This window comes from Isoptericola sp. Y581, from assembly GCF_059445475.1.
Genome location: NZ_JCAIUK010000003.1, coordinates 339,163 through 356,176 on the forward strand (window position 1 = coordinate 339,163; position 17,014 = coordinate 356,176).

The following is a 17,014-nucleotide window of genomic DNA, read 5'->3' on the forward strand; positions in this document are numbered from 1 at the left end:
CGGCCCCTACAGCATCGGGGGTACGGTCGCGATCAGGCGAGCGCGTCGTGCAGCACGACGCCGTCACGCACGGTCTGCAGGCACTCCGGCTCGGCCTCGCCGGGCGACAGGTCGGGCAGCAGGGGCTGCCCGGCGCGCGCCTCGGGGTTCCACTGGGACAGGCGCCCTGCGGCGGCCTGGACGGCGAGCCGGTCCGCGCGCCACACGGCGAGGTGCGCCGGGGCCCCGATCCGCAGCTCCCCCGCGCCCGTGTGGTCGAGGCCGGCCAGCCGCCAGCCGCCGCGGGTGTGCGCGCGGAAGGCGGCGCGGGCGCCGATGCGCTGCGTGGCGTCCTCGTGCGTGAGGGTGGCGCGCACGGCCTGCCACGGGTCGAACGGGGTGACGGGCGTGTCCGAGCCGAACGCCAGCGGGACCCCGGCGCCGGCCAGGTCCGCGAACGGCGACAGCGTCGAGGCGCGGCCCGGGCCGAGGCGGGCCGCGTACATGCCGTGGCTGCCGCCGAACGCGGAGTCGAACGCCGGCTGCACCGACAGCGCCACCCCGTACAGCAGCAGCGCGGCCAGGGCCGAGGCGTCGACGAACAGGGCGTGCTCGATGCGGTGGTGACCCGAGCGCAGCAGGCTCGGCCCGTGCGCCTCGGCGGCCAGCTCGAGGCCGCGCACCACCTCGTCCATCGCGCGGTCCCCGATGACGTGGAACCCGCCCTGGGTGCCGGCCGCGGAGCACGCGGCGAGGTGGTCGGCGATCTCCTCGCCGCCCAGGAACAGCCGGCCGGCGGGGTCGGCCCCGGTGGGGCCGGCGAGGACGTCCGCGTACGGGTGGCGCAGGGCGGCCGTCCGCGAGCCGATCGACCCGTCGGCGCACAGGTCGCCCCCGATGCCGGTGAGGAAGGGCAGCTCGGCCAGCATCTGGCGGGCGTCGTCCGCGGTGGCGCACAGCTCGCCGCGGTACGCGACCACGTGCGGCAGGCCCCCGGAAGCCTGTGCGGTGAGCTCCACGAGCTCGCGCAGGCCCTCGCGGGTGTCCATGTTGGGCTCGCTCATCTCGTGCACGCCGACGATCCCGCGCGCGGCGGCGTCCGCCAGGGCGCGCCGGTAGGCGCGGGTGCGGCGGGCCGGCGAGACCTGCCGCACGACGGCCGTAGCCGTGTGGTGTGCGTCGGCCATGACCGTGCCCGAGGGGTCCCAGCCGGGCGCACGGTCGATGCCGGCGGAGCGGGCAAAGGATCCGGACACGACGGCCGAGTGGCCGTCCACCCGCGCGGCGTAGACCGGGCGCCCGCCGCAGGCGGCGTCGAGCTCGTCAGCCGTGGGGGCGCGGCGCTCCGGCCAGGACTGCTCGTCCCACCCGAACGCCAGCAGCACCTCCTCGCCGCCGGGGTCCGCGGCGGCCAGCTCCCGTGCCCCGCGGGCCAGGGCGCCGAGCGCGGCGGCCAGGGACGTCACGCCCGCTGCAGCCGTGAGGTCCACGGACTCGGCCGCAAGCCCGGTCTCGAGCAGGTGGACGTGCGCGTCGACGAAACCGGGGGCTACCAGGGCGCCGTCGAGGTCGATCACGCGGTCGGCACGCGCGGCGAGCCCCGCGGCCGTGTCCTCCGCGCCGAGCCAGGTCACGACCCCGTCGTCGATCAGCAGGGCCTCGGCAAACGGGTCGGCGGGCGAGTGGACGACTCCGTTGCGATACAGGGTGGACGTCACGGCCTGCACTCTATGGCACCGCGTGTGCCCCGGGCCGCCACGGGACCGTCACGTCTTCGTCACACCTTCCGCGCAGACGGCTCAGACGCTCGAGTAGGCGACGACGCCGCGCAGCACCGCCGCCTGCGCCTTGCGGGCCGTGGCACGCAGGGCCGGGCGCGGGGCGGCCTTGGCCAGCTGGTCCAGCACGTCGAGCACCTGCTTGCACCAGCGCACGAAGTCGCCTGCCGCGACGTCGGTGCCGCGCAGCACCGCGTCCAGGCCCTTGCCCGACGCCCACCGGTGCACCGGTGCCACCAGACCCAGGTCGAGCGGGCCCGTCACGTTCAGCTGGTGCTCCGCCTCGAGGTTCGTCACCTGCGACCAGACCCGCGTCGTGGCGGCCAGGGCCTGGGCGAGGCGTCCGTGCGGGCCGCCGGGCACCAGCGGCTCCGCGGCCTCCTCGCGGCGCCCCGAGTACACGACGGTCGACACCGCCGCGGCCAGGCCTGGCGCGTCCAGCTCGTCCCACGTGCCGCGGCGGAGGCACTCCGCCAGCAGCAGGTCGTCCTCGGCGTACAGGCGGCGCAGCCACCGCCCGTCGGGCGTGACGCGCAGCCCCCCGGGCAGCCCGTCCGACCCTTCTGATGCCTCCTCCGCCGCCTCCTCGACCGCCGGCTGGTCGCTCAGGTAGCCCAGCCGGGTCAGCAGGTCGCACGTGCGGTCGAACGTGCGGGCGATCGAGCCCGTGCGCCCCTCCACCCGGAGCACCAGCCGCTCGTGCTCCGCCCGCACCCGCTCCCACCGCTCGGCCCACCGCGCGTGGTCGTCGCGCTCCGGGCAGCCGTGGCACGGGTGCGCCCGCAGCGCGGACCGCAGCCGCTGCAGCTCGGCGTCCGACGCGGCGTCGGACCGTTGCCCCGCCCGGCCGCCGCCAGACCCTGCACCTGCCCCGCCCCGCTGGCGGCCCGGACCGCGCCCCGTGCCGGTGGGCCGTCCTGAGCCTGTCGAGGGGTCGTCGCGAAACACGCCGAGCGCGTTGCGCAGGCTCGACGCCAGGTCGCGCCGCTGGTCCGGCCGCCGCGGGTTGAAACCCTTCGGGATGCGGACCGTCGTGACCACCTGCACGCCATCGGGCGCGTCAGCGAGGGTCAGCTTCTTGACCTGCTTCTCCTGGGTGAGGATCGTCGGGCGCGGCCCGTCGAAGCCGCGGTCGTCGAGGCCCGGGTCCAGCACCACGACGTAGCCGCGCCGGCGCCCGCTGGGGACCTCGACGACGTCCCCACGCCGCAGCCGCTCGAACGACGCGACTGCGTCGGCCCGGCGCGCCCCGGACGACGCGCGGGACAGCTCCTTCTCCCGTTCCTTGATCTGCTGACGCAGCCCCATGTACTCGGCGAAGTCGCCCCGGTCGCAGGCCATCGCCTTCGCGTACCCGGCCATCGCCTCGACGTGGCCCTGTGCCTGCTTGGCCAGGCCCACCACGCCCCGGTCGGCCTGGAACTGGGCGAAGCTCGTCTCCAGCACGTCGCGGGCCCGCTCCCGGCCCACCTGACCCACGAGGTTGACCGCCATGTTGTACGTGGGGCGGAAGCTGGAACGCAGCGGGTACAGGCGCTTGGACGCCAGGCCCGCCAGCGCCACCGGGTCGAGGCCGGTGTGGTCGACGACGACCGCGTGCCCCTCGACGTCGATGCCGCGGCGTCCGGCACGACCGGTGAGCTGCGTGTACTCCCCCGGCGTCACCGGCTGGTGCGCCGTGCCGTCCCACTTGACCAGCTTCTCCAGCACCACCGACCGCGCGGGCATGTTGATCCCCAGCGCCAGCGTCTCGGTCGCGAAGACCACCTTCACCAGGCCCCGGGAGAACAGCTCCTCCACGGTCTCCTTGAACACCGGCAGCATGCCCGCGTGGTGCGCGGCCACGCCGCGGGCCAGGGCCTGCGACCACTCCCAGTACTTCAGCACCTCCAGGTCCTCGGTCGGGATGGTGGCCGTGCGCTCCTCCACGATCCGTCGGATCTCGGCCTCCTCGGCGGCGTCCGTGAGCCGGAGGCCGGCGCGCAGGCACTGCTCCACGGCCCCGTCGCACCCGGCGCGGGAGAAGATGAAGTAGATCGCGGGCAGCAGCGCGTCGGCGTCGAGGGAGTCCACGACGGCGAATCGCGGCGGCGTCCGGCGGTGCGGCACCAGGTCGCCGCCGCCGGGGCGGTGCCCGCCCCGGCCCCGGTACCCGCGGTCGCCCCGCCCGCGGTGCCCGCGGTGCTGGTCGCCGCCGCCGGAGCGCGCCGAGGCGCGGAACATCGCCTGCAGGTCCGGGTTGATCGGCGGGTTCGTCCCCGGGTCCGTGGGGTCGACGTGCCCGGGGTACAGGTCCACGAGGCGCGGCGCCCCGCGCGGCTCCGGCGCCGAGACCACGACGTGCTGCCACAGCGGCACGGGCCGGCGCTCGCTGACCACCACCGCCGTGTCGCCGCGCACGGTGGCGAGCCAGTCGCCGAACTCCTCGGCGTTGGACACCGTCGCCGAGAGGGAGACGAGCTGCACGTGGTCGGGCAGGTGGATGATCACCTCCTCCCACACCGGGCCGCGGAACCGGTCGGCGAGGTAGTGCACCTCGTCCATGACGACGTACGCGAGGCCGTCGAGCGCGGACGACCCGGCGTACAGCATGTTGCGCAGCACCTCGGTGGTCATCACCACCACCGGGGCGCCCGCGTTGATCGACGTGTCCCCGGTGAGGAGCCCGACGTTCGCCACGCCGTGCCGGGCGACGAGGTCGGTGTACTTCTGGTTGCTCAGCGCCTTGATCGGGGTCGTGTAGAAGGCCTTGCCGCCCTGGGCGAGGGCGAGGTGGACGGCGAACTCCCCCACCACCGTCTTGCCCGCGCCGGTGGGCGCGGCGACGAGCACGCCGCGGCCCTCCTCCAGCGCCACGCAGGAGTCCACCTGGAACGGGTCGAGCTCGAAGCCGACGACCTCGCGGAACCGGCGCAGCTCGCCCTGGGCGTCGGCGCGGTCACGCGTGCTGCGCGCCCGCGAGGCGGCGTACCGCTCGGCCGGGCTCAGTGCCTCCGATCCGGCATCATGGTTCGCGTCGGAGCGTGCGTCGGCGGTCATGCGGCCAGCCTAGGCTCCCGGTTCCACCTGCCGCGCCGCGCCGCCGTGCTGGTCCGGCGGGACCAGGACCTGCACCGCGCGGGCGCGGACCTCGACCCGCAGCGGGAGCGGCCCGAGGCGCTCACCGTCGCCGTACGCGACCGGCAGGGGGCGCTCGCCGGCGATCCAGGCCTCCGGTCCGGGCTCGATCGTCACGGCGCGGGCCCGCACCATGTGCACCTTGCGCCGGCGCACGTGCCGGCCGGTGAACATGGCGGGGTAGACGGCGAGGGCGCCCGCCCGCGACAGGTCGGTGGCGACGAGCACGTCGAGCAGGCCGTCCTCCAGCGAGGCGGACGGTGCCACCCGGACGCCGCCGCCGATCTGCGGGCCGTTCGCCGCCGTGACGAGCGCGCCCCGGCCCGACCAGGTCGACGTGCCCGCCGGGCCCGGGCGCAGGCGCAGCTCGGCGCTGCGGCCCCGCGACGGGTCGCCCGACGGGTCCGCGGCCTCGACGACCCCGTCGAACGTGAGCCGGTACGACCAGGGTCGGTAGCCCACGAGCTCGAGGGCGGCGGCCACCGTGTACCGGGCGCTGCCCCGCGGGTGGCGCAGCAGGTTGGCGCGCGCGTTCACCGCGGCGTCGAGCCCCGCCGACACCGCGCCCGCGACCCATCGGCCGCCCTGGGCCGGGCCCGAGGCACCGTCGGAACCGGCGGCCAGCCCGGGACCGGTGACGTGGGCGGCGTCGAGGGCGCGCCGCCCCGCGGACCCGGCGTCCAGGGCCTGGCACAGCGCGGACCCCGCCGCGGCGGGGTCCCGCACGGGAAGGCCGAGCGTGGCGGCGAAGTCGTTGCCGGTGCCGACGGGGATGATGCCGAGCGGCACGGCGGTGGCCGCCACCGCCTGCAGGCCCAGGTGCACCATGCCGTCGCCGCCCACGACGACGAGCGCGTCGATGCCGTCGAGGTGATCGGTGCCACCGGTGCCCGACGTCGCGGCGTCGACGGCCGCGCGGGCGTGCCCCAGCGCGGTCGCGGCGTCCGGGCCAGAGAGGTCGACGACGTGGTGCCCGGCACGCCGCAGGCCGGCGAGGACGCCCGTCCCGGCGTACGCGGCCCGCCCCTTGCCCGCCGTGGGGTTGACGACGACGCCCAGGCGCCGCGGCCCGGTCGGCCCTGTCGACTCAGACAGTGGGCGCGACCCTGCGCTTGTCGACGCGGCGGTCGTGCAGGATGCACAGCCCCAGGGCGCCGAAGTACAGCACGCAGATGGGCAGCGCCACGAAGATCATCGTCAGCGCGTCCGGCGTCGGCGTCATCACCGCGGCGAACACGAACGCGACCAGCACCGCCCAGCGCCACCCCTTGGCGAGGGCCTCGTGCCGCAGCAGGCCGGCCATGTTCAGGCCGACGAGGAACACGGGCGACACGAAGGCGATGCCGAACGCCAGCACCAGCCGCATGACGAAGCTCAGGTAGCCCTGGGCGTCCGTGAAGTTCACCGCGCCATCTGGCACGAAGCCGGCGAGGATGTCGACGGCGTGCGGCAGCACCCACCAGGCCAGGGCCGCGCCGCCCAGGAACAGGGGCACGGCCGCGGCCAGGAAGCCGTAGGCGTACCCCTTCTCGCGCCTCGTGAGGCCGGGAGTGATGAATGCCCACAGCTGGTACAGCCACCAGGGGCAGGACACGATGACACCGAGGAAGAGCGCGACCTTGATCTTCATGTCGAGCGCCGACGCCATGCCGGTGAAGTTCAGGGCGATCGTCTTGCCCTGCTCCTGCGCGGCGACCTCGAGCGGCGCCTGCAGCGCGGCCAGCAGCGGTTCGTAGAGGACCCAGCCCGCGATCGCACCCACGACGAGCCCGCACGCGGCGAGGAAGAGCCGCTTGCGCAGCTCCAGCAGGTGCTCGCGGAGGGGCATGCGCCCCTCAGAGTCCCGGGAGATTCCGGGCACCGCCTACGCCCGGGGCTGCTTCGGATCGGTAAGACCCGGGGTCTGCTCCGTGCCGGTACTCGTCCCTGCCTGTGCCGGTGGGGACGCCGGTGGGGGTGTTGTCGGTACGGGGCCCGGTGCGGCACTCGTCGGGGCGGAGCCGTACGACGTGCCGGTCGACGTCGTCGTCGTGTCCTCCGGCGGCTCGTTCGAGTCGTTGAACTTGCCGTCGTCGGTGAGGTCCTTGACCTCCTTCTTGAAGATCTTCAGCGACTGGCCGACGCTGCGGGCCAGGTCGGGGAGCCGGCGCGCCCCGAACAGCAGCAGGATCACGACCACCAGCACGATGACGTGCCAGGGCTTGAGCATGCCCATGAGAATGGCTCCTCGGTCTCGACCGCCTCGCGGGGCGGGGTCTCGTCGTCGTCGACTCTCGTCGTGGTCAACCCTAAGGGGTCCGCGAACCAGGGAGGTGACGTTCCGGTGACGACTGGTCAGTCGGAGTACCGCAGCCCCGAGACTAGACCGCGCGCCTCGTGCCCGCGCGGGCCGCCTTCTCGGCCGTGCGGCGCACGAGCCAGCTCTCCTCGTCCCACCGGCGCCACGTCGACGCCCGGCGCTCGCGGCGCGCGGCCGCGCGCTCGGACCTGCGACGACGCTGCTCGGCCGCGCGCTCGCGCAGCACGGTCGGATCGTCGAAGAGCGTCGGGGACGTGTCGGCCCGGTGCGTTTCGGCCTCGGCCACCGCTTCCGAGATACGGTCGCCCGCCGACCCGAGGGTCTCGCCGGCGCGGGAGGCCTCGCGCAGCAGCCGCATTCCGGCCCGCCACAGGTGGCGGCCCAGGAAGAACGCGCCGACGAGCATGCCGACGACGAGAAGAGTCCACACCCAGGCCCACATGACGGTCAGCCTACGGGGCCGTCGCTCGGGCCCTCGCCCGGGACAGTGCTGCCGGCCGGGGACGTGCCGGCCGTGCCCGCATAGGCGTCCAGCGCCGCGCGGGCGGCCTGTGCCACGTCGTGCGCCACGTCCGGCGGGTCCGCCGACACCACGTCGGGGGCGTTCGCAAGCAGGAGGCGCCGCAGCCACGCCGGGTTCGTCACGCGCAGCCGCACCTCGACCGTCCCGTCCGGCAGGTCCCGCACGGACTCGGCCGGCACCTCCTCCGCGACCCACCGGGCGGCGGAGGCGAGCACCAGCGTGGCCGCGGGGGCGCTGCGGTGCGCGACCGACGCCCACACGTCCGCTCCCAGGTCCCCGTCGGCGTCGACGGCATGGTCCGCCACCGGCGCGTCCAGCACGTGGGCATCCAGGATCCGGTCGACCCGGAAGGTGCGCCGGCCGTCCACGCGCAGGCACCAACCCACGAGGTACATGGCTCCGTCCTGCGTGAGCAGACGCAGCGGGTCGACGTCGCGCTCGGTCGTGACGTCCGCGGCGTTGACGTACCGCAGGTGCAGCCGCCGCCCCTCGGTCAGTGCCGACGTGACCGCCGCCACGACCTGCGGGTCGCCGTCGCCCGCGAGTTGCACGTCCACGGCGCCCGCGGCCTCGCCCGTCGCCGCGGTGAGCTTGTCCAGCGCCGACGCCACGACGGCCGCGCGGCGCCGGTCCGCCTGCACGGCCGGCGACGCGTGCATCGCGCGCAGCGCCGCGACCAGCGCCACGGCCTCCCGGGTGCCGAGCCGCAGCGGTCGGGTCATGCCGCGCGCCTGGATGAGGGACACGACGCCGTCCTCCAGGGAGAACGCGTCGAAGTCGATGAGGTCGTCCGGCATGTAGCCGGGGGTGCCGGACACCCACAGTGCGTCCACGTCCTCGCGCACCTGGCCCGGCGTGACGCCGAACCGCTCCGCGAGCTCCTCCACGCGCACGGGCCCCGCGCCGTCGAGGAACGCGACGAGTCCCAGCAGCCGCACCAGCCGGTCGTCGGCCCGCTCAGCCATCCGTGCCCCCCTCGTCGCTCTGCTCCTCGACCTGCTCGTCGGACTGGTGTGCCGTGCGTACCCGCGCGTCCAGCCCGGCCGCCGCCGTCAGCCGCCGCAGGACGTCGGCTCGCAGCTCCGGTGGCGCCAGCACCACGACCGCCGCCCCGTAGCCCGACACCTCGTCCGCGAACGCGGAGAGGCTGCGGAACTCCACCTCGACCAGGTCCCGCCCGTCGTCGCCGGTCGAGCCGGTCGAGACCCGGGTTTCGACAGGATCAACCGCCGGTGGTTCGACCACCGCGCGCGCCCGCAGCGCCTGCGCCCGCTCGGGCACGACGGCCAGCCGCGCTCGCTGCAGCGCCCCGACCCGCTCCCCCAGCATCGCGTCCACGTCCACGGTGTCCGGCACGTCGAACGCCCTCGCTTGCGGCCCGACACGCACCTTCCCGGTGATGCGCGAGAGGCGGAACACCCGCGCCGCGCCCCGCGCCCGGTCGAAGCCCACGAGGTACCAACCGCTGCCTCGTGCCGCGATCCGCCACGGCTCCACGTGCCGCGTCAGCTCCTGCCCCGTGCTCGCCGCCCGGTACCGGAACGACACGTCGCGCCGCTCCGAGACCGCCTCCAGCAGCGGCACGTACGCGTCGCCGGCCGCCCGCACGCGCGGCGCGAGGCCGGCCACCGCGTCCCACGCGATCTCCCCCGCCCCCGCCGCGCGCAGCTTCGTCATCGCCCGCGACATGTCCGTGCGCAGCGTCTTGTCCGACCACAGCTGCGCCGCCAGAGCGACCACGCCCAGCTCCGCCGGGGTCAGGTTCACCGCGCCCAGCGCGTACGCGTCGTTGTCGATCCGGTACCCGACCTCGTCGCTGTGCCCGCCCGCGTCCACCGTGACGATCGGGATGCCCAGCGCCCGCAGCGTGTCCTTGTCGCGCTCGAACATCCGCTCGAAGGCTTCCGTGGACGGTGCGTCGCCGTACCCGGCCACCCCGGCGCGCACCTGCTGCTTCGTCATGGAAGCGCTCGTGTTCACGAGGGCGATGACGAGGTTCAGGAGGCGCTCGGCGGGAGCGGTACCCCGCGCGGACGGCACGAGGTCCAGAGGGTTCGCAGGCATCAGGTCCACGGTAGTCGCCGGTAGCCTCGGGCGGGTGACGACAGCGCCGAACGACCCCCAGCACACCGGCAGGAACGAAGGCGGGAACCCAGGCGGGAACCGGGCCAGGAGCTCGGCCAGGAACGACGCCGGTCATGTCACCTGGCGCACCGGCACGGTCCTCACCCGCGGCCGGACCTGGACCGGCGCGCGCGAGATCACCGTGCGGCTCGACACCCCCCTGCCCGCCCGCGACCTCACGACCGCCCCCTGGGAGGCCCGCGGCCTCGCGTACACCGCCCTCGTCGGCGACCCCGACGCCGGGGACCGCCTGTTGCTCAACGTCTCCGCCCTCGCCCGCGGGCTCGGCACCGGCGGCTACGCCCTCGTCGTCGGTCCCGCCGGTGAGGCCGGCGCCACCCTGCCCGCCGACCCGCCCCCCGGGCCCGGCCACCTCGTCAAGGCCCGCTACACCCCCCTGCAGGCCATGGTCCTCGGCGTCGACGAGCAGGAGTCCGTCCACCACGACACCCTCCGCGAGGCCGACGACCTCGACGGCCTGCCCGTCGTCGTCGCAGACCTGCACTCCGCGCTGCCCGCCGTCGTCGCCGGCGCCCGGCACGCCGCGGCGCTCGCGGGCCGCACCGCCCCCCGCGTGGCCTACGTGATGACCGACGGCGGCGCCCTGCCCGTCGCGTTCTCCCGCACCGTCGCCACCCTGCGCGAGGCCGGGTGGCTGGCCGCCACCATCACCGTCGGCCAGGCGTTCGGCGGCGACCTCGAGGCCGTCACCGTGCACACCGGCCTGCTCGCCGCCCGTCACGTCACAGGCGCCGACCTCGTCGTCGTCGCCCAGGGGCCCGGCAACCTCGGCACCGGCACCCGCTGGGGGTTCTCCGGCGTCGCCGCCGGCGAGGCCCTCAACGCCGCCGCCGTCCTGCGGGGCCGGCCCGTCGCCTCCCTGCGGGTCTCCGGCGCCGACCCCCGCGACCGCCACCGCGGCGTCTCCCACCACAGCCTCACCGCCTACGGCCGCGTGGCGCTCGCGGGCGCCGACGTCGTCGTCCCCCGACCCACCCCCGACGTCGAGGCCCTGCGCGGTTGGGGCCCCGACCTCACCCGGCAGGTGCACGACCAGGCCGCCGCTCTCGCAGGCACCCCCGCAGGGCACCGGCTCGTCGACGTCGTCGCCGACACGCCCCTGCTCGACGCCCTGCGCGGCTCCCCCGCCCGCCTGTCGACCATGGGGCGCGGCCTCGACGCCGACCCCGCGTCGTTCGCCGCCGCCGCCGTCGCAGGAGTGCACGCCGCGACCCGATAGCGTCAGCGCATGGCAGCAGGTCGGACAGCACGTCGAGCGACGGCACGCGGCACGGGCGCCGCGCTGCTCGCCGTCGCGGCGCTCGCGGTCCTCGTCGTCCTCGGCGCCGCCACTGCCACCCCCTGGCGGCTGCGCGTACCGGGCGTCAACCTCCCCGAACCCGCCGCCGGCGACCCCGTCCAGCTGCAGCCGCCGGACCCCGTCGTCCCGGGAGACCGGCCGGGACCCTCGTACGACGCCGTCACCTGGGTCGTCGTCGCCCTCAGCATCGCCGGCGCCCTCCTCGTCGTGGTCCTGCTCGTCCTCCTCGGGCGCCGCATCATGCGCGCCCTCGCCCCCCTCGACGACGAGGACGACGCCGACGATCTCCCTGGCGGTACCGCCACCGGGAACGCCCCCACCACCATCTCCCTGCCCGAGATGCAGGACGCCGTCGCCACCGCCCTGGCCCGCATCGACCACGCCACCACCCCGCACGACGCCGTCGTCGCCGCGTGGGTCGCGCTCGAGGACGCCGCCGCCCGCCACGGCACCGTGCGCGACCCGGCCCAGACCTCTACCGAGTTCACCGCGGCGCTCCTCACCGGGCACCGCGCCGAGGGGAACGCCGTCCCCGCGGACGACGTCGACACCCTGCGCCGCCTGTACCAGCGCGCACGCTTCACCGACCGGCCCGTCGGCCCCGACGCCGTCGCACGCTCCCGCGCCGCGCTCGAGCACATCGCCCGTGCGCTCGGCCCCATGGACGGCCCCGCGCTCGGCCCCGTGGTCGCGGACCGCGACGCATGACCCGCCGCCCGCTGCTACGAGCAGCGCTCACCACCGCCCTCCCGGCGCTCGCGGCCGGGGTGGTCCTCGTGGCGACGGGCGTGCTCGACCCGGTGCACGCGGGGCTGCTCGTGGTAGTCGTCGCCACGACGACGCACCTGTGGCGGACGCTCGACGACGGCGCCGAGTCCCTGTGGCCGGACCCGCCGGAGGACCGCCGGGACGGCGCCCGCAGCGACGTCAGCGAGCTCGGCTGGGCCACGTTCACCCGCAGCGGGCAGGTCGGCGACCGCATGCTGCGGCGCGTGCGCGAGCTGGCCGCGGCGCGTCTCGCCGAGCACGGTATCGACCTCGCTGCCATGGGGAACGGCGAAGCTGACGGAGGTGCCGACAGGGGCGACGCGGACGCCGCGAGGCTGCTCGGCGCCGACGTCGTCGCCGGGCTCACCGCCCGCCGTCCCGTCGGGCGGGCCGAGGTGCACCGCTGGTTGGACGCGATCGAGGCGCTGGCCCCGCCCACGACCGGGCGGCCCGCGGCGGCCGGGCCACCGCCGCCGACGGCGCCCGTGCATGCGACCACGACGAACCCGACCCCGCCCGTACCGCACACCGCCGGGAGGCACCGCCCATGACGACCGATCCGCCCACCGTCCCGACCACCGCACTGCCGGCCCACCCCCTCCCCGTCCCCGAGGTGGCCGCGCTCGGCCGGCGCGTGCTCGAGGAGGTCGGCACGGCCGTCGTGGGGATGCGCGACGCGCTCGAGCTCGCGCTGGCCACGGTGCTCGCGGGCGGGCACGTGCTGTTCGAGGACGTCCCCGGGCTGGGCAAGACCCTCGCGGCCCGCTCGCTGGCCACTGCGCTGGGCCTCGACTTCGTCCGGCTCCAGTGCACCCCCGACCTGCTGCCCAGCGACATCACCGGGTCCTCGGTCTTCGACCCGGCCTCGCGCGAGTTCGTGTTCCGCCCCGGACCCGTGTTCACGGGCCTGTTCCTCGCGGACGAGATCAACCGCACCCCGCCCAAGACACAGTCCGCGCTGCTGGAGGCGATGGCCGAGCGGCAGGTGTCGGTCGACGGCGCCAGCCGGCCGCTGCCCACCCCGTTCCACGTCATGGCCACGTCCAACCCCGTGGAGTACGAGGGCACGTACCCGCTGCCGGAGGCCCAGCTCGACCGGTTCATGGTGCGGCTCGCGGTGGGCTACCCGGACCGGTCGCAGGAGCAGGAGGTGCTGCTGCGGCGCGTGGCACGGCGCCGGGAGGCCGCGCCGGTGTCGGCCGTGGTCGACGCCGCGACGGTGCTCGCGATGCAGGCGGGCGTCGAGACCACGGAGGTGGACCCGGACGTCGCGGGCTACTGCGTCGACCTCGCCGCCGCGACGCGCGCCCACGCGGCGCTGGAGGTGGGCGCCTCCCCGCGCGGATCGCAGAACCTGCTGCTGCTCGCCCGTGCGGTTGCCGTGCTCGACGGGCGCGACTTCGTGCTGCCCGAGGACGTCAAGCGGGTCGCCGTCCCGGTGCTGGCCCACCGCCTCACCCTCACGCCCACCGCGTGGGCGTCGGCCGTGCGGGCGGAGGACGTGGTGGCGGAGCTGCTCGCCTCGGTGCCCGGCCCTGCCACGGTGGGTCGCGAGGGGTGAGGCCCCCCGTGTGGCGGCGGACCCCGCAGGCGGCCGCGGGCGTCGGGGCGGGGGTGCTCGTCCTCGGGCTCGGGCTGCTCGTCGGGCGGGCCGACGTCGCGCTGCTGGGCCTGGCCCCCCTGCTTGGCGCCGCATGGTCGGGACGCCCGGGCGCGTGGGGTGCCGGCACGCCCTCGCGGCCGACGTCCGCCGTGATCGAGCCGACCGTGGGCACCGCGCCGGGCGAGGTCTCGGCCACCCTCGGCCTGGACCCGCCGCGCGGCGCCGAGCTGGTCCGGACGCGTATCGCCGCGCCGGGGCACCGCCCCACCGCCGTCGTGGTCGCCGCGACCGCCCGGGAGCTCCCGCTGACGCTCCGCACGGTGCGCACCGGGCCGCAGCGAACCTTCCACGCGGACGTGCGCGGATTCTGGGCCGGGGGCACCGCCGCCGAGGACCCGGTCCCGGTCACCGCGCCCGACCGTCTGATCCTGCCGACGGCCATGCCGCTGGGCCGGGTGCCGGTGCCGCGCCGCCTGCGGGGCCTCACCGGGCCGCACACGTCGCGACGACTCGGCGACGGGAGCGAGCTGCGCGACGTGCACCCGTTCACCCCGGGCGACCGGCTGCGCCGCATCGACTGGCGCACCACCGCCCGCCGGTCGCCCGACCTCAGCACGCTCTACGTGCGGCGCACCTATGCCGTGGCGGAGGCGACCGCGGTGCTCGTGGTCGACTCGCGCGACGACGTCGGGTCGGACCTGCGCACGTGGCGCGGCACCGGCCCGCAGCGCGTCGACGAGCCCACGTCCCTGGACCTCGCCCGGCACGCCGCCGCGTCCGTGGCGGGCGCCCTGATCGCAGGCGGGGACCGGGTGGGCGTCGAGGACCTCGGGCGGCGCCGCCGACCCCTGCCGCCGGCCGCGGGCCGACGGCACCTGCGGCGCGTGCTCCACGCCCTCGCCCTGAGCCGGCCCGTCGGGGCGCCCGAGCGCCGGCTGCGGGCACCGCAGGTCCCCGCCGACGCGATCGTCTACCTGTTCAGCACGGTGCTCGACGACGAGCCGCTGGACCTCGTGCGCGCCTGGCGCGCGGCGGGGCACGCGGTGGTGGTCGTGGACACCCTGCCCGACGTGCGCCCCGTGCGGGAGGAGCACATGCGCCTCGCCTGGCGGGTCGGCCGGCTCGAGCGCGAGGACCGGTTGCGCCACATGACCGCGGAGGGCGTGCCCGTCGTGCGGTGGGCGGGCGGCGCCCGGCAGGAGGCGCCGCTGGAGCTCGAGGCACTGGTGCGGGCCGCCGAGGGCCACCACGGTGCGGCGGGGCCGCGATGATCGCCACCCCGGTCGCGGCCGTCCGGTCGTGGTGGCGACGCCGGCACGCCACGGGCCGCCCACTGCCGGCCGTCCGCGTCGGCCTCGGCCGGACCGTGCCCGGCTGGCTGCTCCGCGCCGCGTTCGTCGTGGCCGTACCCGCCCTTCTGCTCGCCGCCGCCTCCCGCACGACCCTGGCGCCCGAGCTCAGCGTGACCCTCGCCGTCGTCATCGCCGTCTGGGCGGCGCTGCGGCCGGGTGCCGCCCCGGCCCACGTCGCGCTCGTGACCGCCGCCGTGCTGCTGCTCGGGTCGACCGCGGCTCCCTTCGACCCGGCGGCGCTGTGGCTCGCCCCGCTGGCGCACGTCACGACCCGTCTGGGCTGGTGGGCCGCGCACGTGAGCGCGCGCGACCGGGTCGAGCTCGCGGCCCTGGCACGGGCGGGTGGGCGCGACGCCCTCCTCGTGGCCGCGGCGGTGGCGGTCGGTGCGGCAGCCTGGGCGATCGCCGGCCGGCCGCTCGAGTGGCTGGTCGGAATCGGGGTCGCGGCGCTGGCTGCGCTCGCGTGGACGGTCGTGCGGCGTGACGATGGCGGGGCGCGCTGATATCGCTCGTGGACCGCGCGCCGATCCGACGAGACGGAGAAACCCGATGGCCGATCGCAAGACGCCCCGCTACACCGTTCCCTCGTTGACGCCTACCCAGGGCGGCAAGGTGTCCGTCATCCTGCAGGAGCGTCTCAACGCCCTGACCGACCTCCATCTCACCCTCAAGCATGTGCACTGGAACGTCGTCGGCCCCCACTTCATCTCCGTGCACGAGATGATCGATCCGCAGGTCGACGTCGTGCGGGACATGACGGACGCCATCGCCGAGCGCATCGCGACGCTCGGGGTCGCACCCGTCGGCACCCCGGGCGCACTCGTCAAGGCGCGCACGTGGAACGACTACGCGCTGGGCCGCGCCTTGGCCATCGAGCACCTCGGCGCGCTGGACGAGGTCTACCAGGGAGTGATCCTCGCCCATCGGAAGGCGGCGAAGGACACCGAGGCGCTCGACGACGTCACCAACGACCTCCTCATCGGCCACCTCCACGACCTGGAGCTGTTCCACTGGTTCGTCCGTGCCCACCTCGAGAGCGTCGGCGGCGAGCTGTCGACGGCCGGCGCCACGACCGAGAAGGGCGCCGCGCGCAAGGCCGCGGGCACCAAGCGATCGACGACGACGCGGGCGACGACCAGGAAGAAGGCCAGCTGACCGGCCGGCATCCGGCCCGCTCGCGAGGGGCGCAGCACGCGACCGGCGTGCTGCGCCCCTTCGGCGTGTTGGGCCCGTGATCCGCCCGTCCGTCCGATCGGGCCGTGGTACACCGAGGTCCGGTCGGCGGGCCCACGCGACGTCGCGTGGCCCCCCTCGTTCCGTGCTGGTCCGTGAGGTGCGAGCGGCGGCATCTCGTGTCTTTGGACGCTTGGCACACTATTTTGCTCCGGAAGGAGCATCTGACGAAGGAGCCAAGGCCTCCGCCGTCGGCACGTCCCTCCCGAGGTCCGGTGTCCCCGCGTCGATCCAGGCCCGGCGCACCTGCTCGAACCGGGTCGGCAGCGGCGAACGCACGGCCCCGTACCGCGCATTCGTCCGATGGGTGAAGCGTCGCCACGACAGCACCAGCCCCTGCCGCGTGATCGGGAGGCCGCTCGCCACGGTGGTGCCGTGGTCGTGCGTGTGGTGCACCGTGAGCAGCAGGGCGCGGGGCACCGAGCCCTCGAGCTCCGCGGCGAGCTCGGTCCGCACCACCATCCAGTGCCGCAGGAGCAGCACCACCTCGGGCGGCAGCCGGTGCTCCCGGACGGCGCGGTGCTTGCCGTGCCGCAGCACGACCCTCCCCTCCCCCGGTTCCCGCGCTCCCCCGACCCGGCCCCGCCGGCTGGCCGCGTCGGGCTCCGGCCCCAGGTCCAGGTCCTCGGCCCGCGCGCGCAGCAGGTCCCCGTAGCGCGCCCCGGTAGCCCGGGTGAGCCCCGCGATCACCGCGAGGCGCACCACCTCCGGCTTGCCGCCCGGCCGCAGGGCCTCCACCGATAGCTCCCGCCAGACCCACTCGGCCTCCTCCAGCGTCACCGGCGGGCGTGGGTAGCGGCCCGGCGTCCCGCCCGGCGGGCTCCCCTCGCCGGAGGGATCGTTGCGGGTTTCGGGTGCTGGGATGCCCTCGACGTCGGCTGCCATGGGTCCATCCTGGTGCTTGGCACACTTTTTTC

General features: G+C 75.9%; 16 protein-coding genes. 7 read left to right on the forward strand and 9 right to left on the reverse strand.

The features are described 5' to 3' along the window. Positions 1 to 32: 32 nt before the first annotated feature. From AC1C2W_RS07765 to AC1C2W_RS07800, 8 genes are all read right to left on the reverse strand, one after another. Positions 33 to 1,697: an amidohydrolase gene (locus tag AC1C2W_RS07765; protein ID WP_495389299.1), complete on the reverse strand. Its 1,665-nt coding sequence runs from the start codon at positions 1,695 to 1,697 to the stop codon at positions 33 to 35. Positions 1,698 to 1,778: 81 nt separating this feature from the next. Beyond that, on the reverse strand, positions 1,779 to 4,796 hold the full coding sequence (locus AC1C2W_RS07770; protein WP_495412798.1) for a DEAD/DEAH box helicase: 3,018 nt from the start codon (positions 4,794 to 4,796) through the stop codon (positions 1,779 to 1,781). A gap of 9 nt (positions 4,797 to 4,805) precedes the next feature. Next, complete coding sequence (locus AC1C2W_RS07775) at positions 4,806 to 5,969, reverse strand: diacylglycerol/lipid kinase family protein (protein ID WP_495412876.1); 1,164 nt, start codon at positions 5,967 to 5,969, stop codon at positions 4,806 to 4,808. Next, positions 5,962 to 6,702 (reverse strand): twin-arginine translocase subunit TatC, encoded by a 741-nt coding sequence (tatC, locus tag AC1C2W_RS07780; protein ID WP_495389297.1) that lies wholly within the window; start codon positions 6,700 to 6,702, stop codon positions 5,962 to 5,964. Before tatC ends, AC1C2W_RS07775 begins: the two co-directional genes overlap by 8 nt. Before the next feature lie 36 nt (positions 6,703 to 6,738). After that, the gene (gene tatA / locus AC1C2W_RS07785) at positions 6,739 to 7,089 is read right to left on the reverse strand and encodes a Sec-independent protein translocase subunit TatA (protein ID WP_495389296.1); all 351 of its coding nucleotides are present in this window, start codon (positions 7,087 to 7,089) and stop codon (positions 6,739 to 6,741) included. 145 nt (positions 7,090 to 7,234) lie between these two features. Further along, entirely contained in the window at positions 7,235 to 7,615 is a 381-nt protein-coding gene (locus AC1C2W_RS07790) for a hypothetical protein (protein WP_495412799.1), read from the reverse strand. A 5-nt stretch (positions 7,616 to 7,620) separates the two neighbouring features. After that, positions 7,621 to 8,661: a helix-turn-helix transcriptional regulator gene (locus tag AC1C2W_RS07795; protein WP_495389294.1), complete on the reverse strand. Its 1,041-nt coding sequence runs from the start codon at positions 8,659 to 8,661 to the stop codon at positions 7,621 to 7,623. Beyond that, positions 8,654 to 9,760, reverse strand: coding sequence for a helix-turn-helix transcriptional regulator (locus AC1C2W_RS07800; protein ID WP_495412800.1), 1,107 nt, complete (start codon positions 9,758 to 9,760; stop codon positions 8,654 to 8,656). Before AC1C2W_RS07800 ends, AC1C2W_RS07795 begins: the two co-directional genes overlap by 8 nt. A gap of 196 nt (positions 9,761 to 9,956) precedes the next feature. On the opposite strand from AC1C2W_RS07800, the gene AC1C2W_RS07805 reads away from it, so the two are divergent. The 7 genes from AC1C2W_RS07805 to AC1C2W_RS07835 are packed head-to-tail and all read left to right on the forward strand — an operon-like array spanning position 9,957 to position 16,019. Beyond that, entirely contained in the window at positions 9,957 to 11,060 is a 1,104-nt protein-coding gene (locus tag AC1C2W_RS07805; protein WP_495412877.1) for a DUF3866 family protein, read from the forward strand. 9 nt (positions 11,061 to 11,069) lie between these two features. Then, complete coding sequence (locus AC1C2W_RS07810) at positions 11,070 to 11,849, forward strand: DUF4129 domain-containing protein (protein ID WP_495412801.1); 780 nt, start codon at positions 11,070 to 11,072, stop codon at positions 11,847 to 11,849. Continuing rightward, positions 11,846 to 12,460, forward strand: a complete 615-nt coding sequence (locus AC1C2W_RS07815; protein ID WP_495389291.1) for a hypothetical protein — start codon at positions 11,846 to 11,848, stop codon at positions 12,458 to 12,460. The genes AC1C2W_RS07810 and AC1C2W_RS07815 overlap by 4 nt, the downstream gene beginning before the upstream one ends. Further along, positions 12,457 to 13,470 carry an AAA family ATPase gene (locus AC1C2W_RS07820; protein WP_495412802.1) on the forward strand — a complete coding sequence of 338 codons (1,014 nt, stop codon included), beginning with the start codon at positions 12,457 to 12,459 and terminating at the stop codon, positions 13,468 to 13,470. The genes AC1C2W_RS07815 and AC1C2W_RS07820 overlap by 4 nt, the downstream gene beginning before the upstream one ends. Next, positions 13,467 to 14,783, forward strand: a complete 1,317-nt coding sequence (locus AC1C2W_RS07825; protein WP_495412803.1) for a DUF58 domain-containing protein — start codon at positions 13,467 to 13,469, stop codon at positions 14,781 to 14,783. Before AC1C2W_RS07820 ends, AC1C2W_RS07825 begins: the two co-directional genes overlap by 4 nt. Next, positions 14,780 to 15,367 (forward strand): hypothetical protein, encoded by a 588-nt coding sequence (locus AC1C2W_RS07830; RefSeq protein ID WP_495389288.1) that lies wholly within the window; start codon positions 14,780 to 14,782, stop codon positions 15,365 to 15,367. The genes AC1C2W_RS07825 and AC1C2W_RS07830 overlap by 4 nt, the downstream gene beginning before the upstream one ends. 46 nt (positions 15,368 to 15,413) lie before the next feature. Next, positions 15,414 to 16,019, forward strand: coding sequence for a Dps family protein (locus tag AC1C2W_RS07835; RefSeq protein ID WP_495389287.1), 606 nt, complete (start codon positions 15,414 to 15,416; stop codon positions 16,017 to 16,019). A 219-nt stretch (positions 16,020 to 16,238) separates the two neighbouring features. On the opposite strand, the gene AC1C2W_RS07840 is transcribed toward AC1C2W_RS07835, so the two are convergent. Beyond that, positions 16,239 to 16,982, reverse strand: a complete 744-nt coding sequence (locus tag AC1C2W_RS07840) for a site-specific integrase (protein ID WP_495412804.1) — start codon at positions 16,980 to 16,982, stop codon at positions 16,239 to 16,241. Positions 16,983 to 17,014: the final 32 nt, after the last annotated feature.